This window comes from bacterium, assembly GCA_021372775.1.
GTDB lineage: Bacteria > Acidobacteriota > Polarisedimenticolia > J045 > J045 > JAJFTU01.
Genome location: JAJFTU010000146.1, coordinates 1 through 5,292, shown reverse-complemented (window position 1 = coordinate 5,292; position 5,292 = coordinate 1). Strand labels below are relative to the sequence as shown.

The 5,292-nt window shown below is 71.7% G+C and carries 5 protein-coding genes; 1 reads left to right on the top strand and 4 read right to left on the bottom strand.

The genetic code is table 11. From position 1 onward, the window contains the following. Positions 1-147 precede the first annotated feature (147 nt). The 4 genes from LLG88_04795 to LLG88_04780 all read right to left on the bottom strand — a co-directional run bounded on the left by LLG88_04795 (position 148) and on the right by LLG88_04780 (position 4,400). The gene (locus tag LLG88_04795; GenBank protein MCE5246225.1) at positions 148-1,761 is read right to left on the bottom strand and encodes a hypothetical protein; all 1,614 of its coding nucleotides are present in this window, start codon (positions 1,759-1,761) and stop codon (positions 148-150) included. Positions 1,762-2,006: 245 nt separating this feature from the next. Next, positions 2,007-2,804 (bottom strand): metal ABC transporter permease, encoded by a 798-nt coding sequence (locus LLG88_04790; GenBank protein ID MCE5246224.1) that lies wholly within the window; start codon positions 2,802-2,804, stop codon positions 2,007-2,009. Beyond that, positions 2,797-3,558, bottom strand: a complete 762-nt coding sequence (locus LLG88_04785; protein ID MCE5246223.1) for an ABC transporter ATP-binding protein — start codon at positions 3,556-3,558, stop codon at positions 2,797-2,799. The genes LLG88_04790 and LLG88_04785 overlap by 8 nt, the downstream gene beginning before the upstream one ends. Continuing rightward, positions 3,555-4,400, bottom strand: a complete 846-nt coding sequence (locus LLG88_04780) for a metal ABC transporter substrate-binding protein (protein MCE5246222.1) — start codon at positions 4,398-4,400, stop codon at positions 3,555-3,557. The genes LLG88_04785 and LLG88_04780 overlap by 4 nt, the downstream gene beginning before the upstream one ends. A gap of 115 nt (positions 4,401-4,515) precedes the next feature. Here LLG88_04780 and LLG88_04775 point away from each other — a divergent pair. Beyond that, positions 4,516-5,292: amino acid permease (locus LLG88_04775; protein ID MCE5246221.1), on the top strand; the 777-nt coding region annotated here is incomplete at its 3' end.

Genomic DNA, 5,292 nt, shown 5'->3' with positions numbered 1-5,292 from the left:
AGCGCGAGCGCGGAGAAGAGGGCGCGCGGCGCGGGCTTCGAGCGCGAGCGAGGAGAAGAGGGCGAGCGGCGCGGGCGTCGAGCGGGCGTGGGGGGAAAAAAGGCGCGCGGCGGGGGACACCGGACCCCGCCGCGCGAAGGTGGAGGATCAGTGCTCGGGCGTGGCTCCGGGCATGCCGGCCCGGCGGCCGCGCTCCGCTTCCGTCGGCGTAACCGGGATGGACCGGCGCGTTTCGGTCGTCGTCGCGCCGGCGATCATCGCGGTGCGCAGTTCCTCTTCGAGGTTGGCGCGGAACGCCTGCCGCGAACGCTCCACGGCGTCGATCCGCGCGTTGCGCGCCATGTCCATGATCGCGCGGCGTTCCTCGGCGAGCTGGAGCTCCGCGCGCAGGCGGGCCGACTCCATCGCGTTCGCCTCGGCGACCATGGCGGCGTAGTTCGGATCGTCCACGACGGCCCGCGGCTTCTCCGGCCACGGGAGCGAGAGGTCGGGGTTGGGCAGCGTCGGCATGATCCGGCAGAGGAAGCCGACGATCTGCGGCGTCTCGACGACGATCACGTTGTTGTCCTCGCGCGAGGAGACCTGCTTCTCGCGGGAGGTCGTGCGGTAGTTGCCGGTGATCGAGAACGGGCCCCAGCCGCAGGCGACGCGCGTATCGCGCAGCTTGTTGACCTCGTCGATCCGGTCGCGCGTGAAGTTGGCGTTGAGGCGGATGTTGCGCGCGACGAGGATCTCGACGCCGATGATCGGCATCAGCGAGCGCGGATGCGGGGCGCGCGGCGGATGGGTGGTCGGGTCGTACCCGGCCGAGAGCGCCTCGTTGGGGTGGGTGTTCCGCCACGCCCAGACGCCGGAGGTGAGGACCTCCATGTTCAGCCAGTCGCGCTCGACGCCGACGCGGAGCAGCTCCATCTCGATCGTCGCGCGCGAGGTGTTGGAGTCCACGTTGTTCTGCGTCTCGCCGCCGGCGATCGCGCCGCCGACGCTCCAGAGGCCGTTGTTCAGCTCCGTCCCGCCGTTCCAGTTGATCTCCGTCGCCTCGGACGGAAGGTCGGTGTCGTTGACGTCGAGGCGGATCTTGGTCCAGTTCTCGTTGTTCCAGTGGTTCACCGCCGGGTTGAGCAGCGTCGGCACGAAGGTGCCGGTGCCCGGCGTCGGGGCCGGGCGCCGCAGCGCGTTGAAGTTGGCGTTGAGGCGCTGCATCGTGCGCGCGGTGTCGGCGACGCCGAGGATCCGCGTCTGGGCGGCGATGTTCTCGTACTCCATCCGCCGTCCGGTGGTGTTCCAGTCCTCGAGCGTCGAGGCGCAGTCGGCGAGCAGCGCGGCGACGCGCGCCTCGTTGCGGATCCCCGGCGGCTTGTTGTTCTCCATCTTGTAGGCGCGCCGGGCCCGCTCGTAGTTGCGGCGGTGGTTGTTGTAGGTCGGCTGGATTTCGGCGAGGCGGTTTTCGAGCCGCTGCAGCCGGAGCCGCGCGGCGTCGTCGAGCGTCGCGTTCGGGACGAGGGTGTTGTCGAGCCACTCGGCGTAGGTCGCGCTGACCGTGCCCCCCTTGGGCCTGGCGATGTAGCAGACGTCGATGATCCGGTCGAGGATGTTCGACTGCATGTAGAGCGAGGTCGGATCGTTCTCGTTCGTCTCGACGTCGATCGGCAGCCCCGGGCGCGTCATCGCGAAGAACTTGCCGCGGTTCATCGTGTTGTTGCCGTAGACGGCGTTGTGCAGCGTCGTGTGGAGGTTTCGCGCGAGGATTGTGTCCGGCATGCCGTGCCCTCCTCGACGCCGGCGGGCGCCCAGCGCTGACCCGGCGTCGCGATGTTGGTGCAGGAAGTCCGGCGGCGCGCGTCCCGACGACGCCGACAACGGAACGTGGTACGGGGAGTCGGCGGCCGCGGCAAGACAATCGTCGCGACCGTCGGCGCGACATGCCGGAACGCGCTCGGAATGGTCGGAAAACGGTGATTGCGGCCATTCCGCCGCGGGCACGGCGCCGCGGCGCCGTGGCGCGGTCAGCGCCGGCGGGAGAGGGCCAGGGCGCCGAAGAAGACGACCGCCTGGACGAGGATGATCGTCGCGCCGGTCGGCAGGTCGAGGTAGTACGACGCCCACACTCCGGCCTGCCCGCAGGCGATCCCGATCGCCACGGAGATCACGGTCATCGCCGCGAAGGAGCGCGCGACGAGGCGCGCCGCGGCGGCGGGGATGACGAGGAAGGCGGAGATCAGCACGATCCCGACGACCTTCACCGCGACGACGACCGTCACCGCGATCAGCACGGAGAGCGCGTAGTCGTGGCGGCGCACGGCGAGGCGGTCGGCGAGGGCCAGCTCGCGGTCGAACGTGGCGAAGGCCCAGCTCCCCCAGAGCGGCCACGCGGCGAGCGCGGCGACGGCGACCGCCGCCGTGATCCAGAGGTCGGCCGCCGAGACGGCGAGGATCGAGCCGAAGAGGTAGTTCATCGCGTCGGCGGTGTACTCGCGGCGCAGCGAGAGGAAGACGAGGCCGAGGGCGACGGCGACGGAGAAGAGGATCCCGACCGCGGTGTCGGCGGCGAGCGTCGTCCGGTCGCGCAGCCAGGAGACGCCGAGCGCGACGAGGACCGTGAACGGGACGGCGACGTAGAGCGGCTCGGCGCGGAGCAGCAGGCCGAGCGCGACGCCGCCGAACGCGGCGTGGGCGAGGCCGCTGCCGAGGAAGCTCAGGCCGCGCTGGACGACGAAGACGCCGAAGTAGCTGCCGAGGAAGCCGACGAGAAGCCCGGCGACCAAGGCGCGCTGCATGAACGGAAGCTGGAGCGCCTCAATCATGGCGGTGGACCTCGTCGTGGGCGCGCATCGCGTGATCGTGGCCGACGTGGCCGAAGGCGCGCCGCATCGCGTCGGCGCTCATCGCCGCGGCCGGGGCGCCGTAGGCGACCTGCGCGCCGGAGAGGATCAGCACGTGGCTGGCGTGGTGGAAGGCGACCTCCCAGTCGTGCGTGACCATCACTTCCGCCGCGCCGGTCTCGGCGTGGTAGACGTCGAGCAGGCGGTACATGTCGGCCTCGCCGACGGCGTCGATGCCGCTCGCCGGCTCGTCGAGGACGATCAGGCGCGGCCGGCGCACGAGGCCGCGCGCGAGGTAGACCCGCTGCAGTTCGCCGCCGGAGAGACGGCCCAGCGGGCGCCGGGCGAGGTGCGCCGCGCCGACCCGCTCCAGCGCCTCCTCCGCCGCGCGCTTCTCCCCGCCGCCGAAGAACCCCGGCCAAGAGCGGGAGATGCCGTTGGCGACGAGATCGAGGGCCCGCGCGGGGAAGCTGCGGTCGAGCGTCTTGACCTGCGGGACGTAGCCGATCTGCTGCGCCGGGAACTCCTCCGGCGCGAGGCCGAAGAGGCGCGCCTCGCCCGCCGTCGGCGCCACGAGCCCGAGCAGCACGCGCAGCAGCGTCGACTTGCCGGAGCCGTTGGGGCCGAGGATCACCAGCTTCCCGTCCTCGGGGAGCGCGAACGACACCTCGCGCAGCGCCTCGAAATCGCCGAAGCGGACGGTGAGGCCGCGGACCTCGACGGAGGGGGCGCTCACCGCAGCGCCTCGGCCAGCGCGCGGGCGTTCCAAAGCATCAGTTCCTCGTAGGTCGTCCGCCCCGGCACGCCGCCCATCGGATCGACGAGGCCGCTCTTGATCCCCGCCGCCTCGGCGACGACGTCCACCGCGCGGCGCGGAAGCTGCGGCTCGCCGAAGACGGCGCGCACCTGCTTCTCCTTGACGATCCGCAGGACCTTCTGCAGGTAGCGCGGCGTCGGCTCCTTCCCCGGCGAGGGCTCGACGACGCCGGCGATCGGCAGGCCGTAGCGCTTGGCGAGGTGCTGGAGCGAGGGGTGGAAGAGGAGCAGCGCGCGGCCGCGGACCGGGGCGAGGATCGCCGCCATTTCGCGGTCGAGCGCGTCGAGGCGCGCGGCGAAGCGGACCGCGTTGGCGCGGTAAGTCGCGGCGCCGGGCGGGTCGAGCTTGGCCAGCTCTTCGGCCAGCGGGCGGAGCGTCGCCTTGACGACCAACGGGTCGGTCCAGAAGTGCGGATCGTCGCCGGGCCCTTCCTCCTCCTCGAGGTTGCGGAGGCGCAGCGCGGGCGGCACGAGGCGGATCATCTCGATCGTCTTCGCGGCGCCGATCCGCGTCGCCCAGCCGTCGAGCGGCGACGAGACGTAGAAGAGCGCCTTGGCCCCGGCGACGTTCTTGATGTCGGAGGGCTGCGGCTCGTAGGTGTGCGGCGAGGCGCCGGCGGGCAGCAGCGTCGTCACCTCGGCGCGCCCGGCGGCGAGCTCGCGCAGCACGGCGGCCGCGGGATGGCAGGTCGCGGCGAAGCGCGGCGCCGCGGCGCGCGCGGGCGCCGCCGCCGCCAGCGCGGCCGCCGCGAATACGAACACCCTCGCGATCATCGCCCGTCTCCCGCCATTGATCCCGCCCTCGGTCGTTGGTTATAGTCCCACTGCCGCGGCGCGCCCCCCCGTCCACGCCCGGCGCGATCAAAAAGGATAGCCGATGAGCCTGCGCCTGTTGAGGACCAAGCCGCTTGCCGTCATGCTCGCCGAAACCGCGGAAGCGGGCCACCGGCTGCGCAAGACGCTCGGCGCGTGGGACCTGGTCGCGCTCGGAATCGGCTGCATCATCGGCGTGGGGATCTTCGTCCTGCCGGGCGTGCAGGCGGCCAAGCACGCCGGCCCGGGGATCATCCTCTCGTTCGCCATCGCCGCCGCGGCCTGCGCCTGCTCCGCGCTCTGCTACGCCGAGCTCGCGGCGATGATTCCAGTGTCAGGATCGGCCTACACCTACGGCTACGCCACCTTGGGCGAGCTGCCGGCCTGGATCATCGGCTGGGACCTGCTGCTCGAGTACATGGTCGCGGCGGTGCTCGTGGCCACCGGCTGGTCGTCGTACTTCGCGAACATGCTGCGCGTCGGCGGGATCGACCTGCCGCAGACCTGGTGCGCCTCGCCGTGGGACAAGAACCCCGGCGTCTTCAACCTGCCGGCGGCGCTGATCGTGCTGCTGCTGAGCGCGCTCCTGGTGCGCGGGATCAAGGAGAGCTCGCGCTTCAACCTGATCATGGTCGGCGTGAAGCTGGCGGTGATCGTCTTCTTCATCGCGCTGGCCGGCGGGCACGTCGATCCGGCGAAGTGGAAGCCGTTCATGCCGTTCGGCTTCTCCGGCGTGATGACCTCGGCGGCGATCGTCTTCCTCGCGTACGTCGGCTTCGACGCGGTCTCGACGGCGGCGGAGGAGACGATCAACCCGCAGCGCGACATGCCGATCGGGATC

What these genes read in the sequence shown, in the direction of transcription:
- LLG88_04795 (MCE5246225.1), bottom strand. Translation starts at nt 1,761, where the DNA reads ATGCCGGACACAATCCTCGCGCGAAACCTCCACACGACGCTGCACAAC.
- LLG88_04790 (MCE5246224.1), bottom strand. Translation starts at nt 2,804, where the DNA reads ATGATTGAGGCGCTCCAGCTTCCGTTCATGCAGCGCGCCTTGGTCGCC.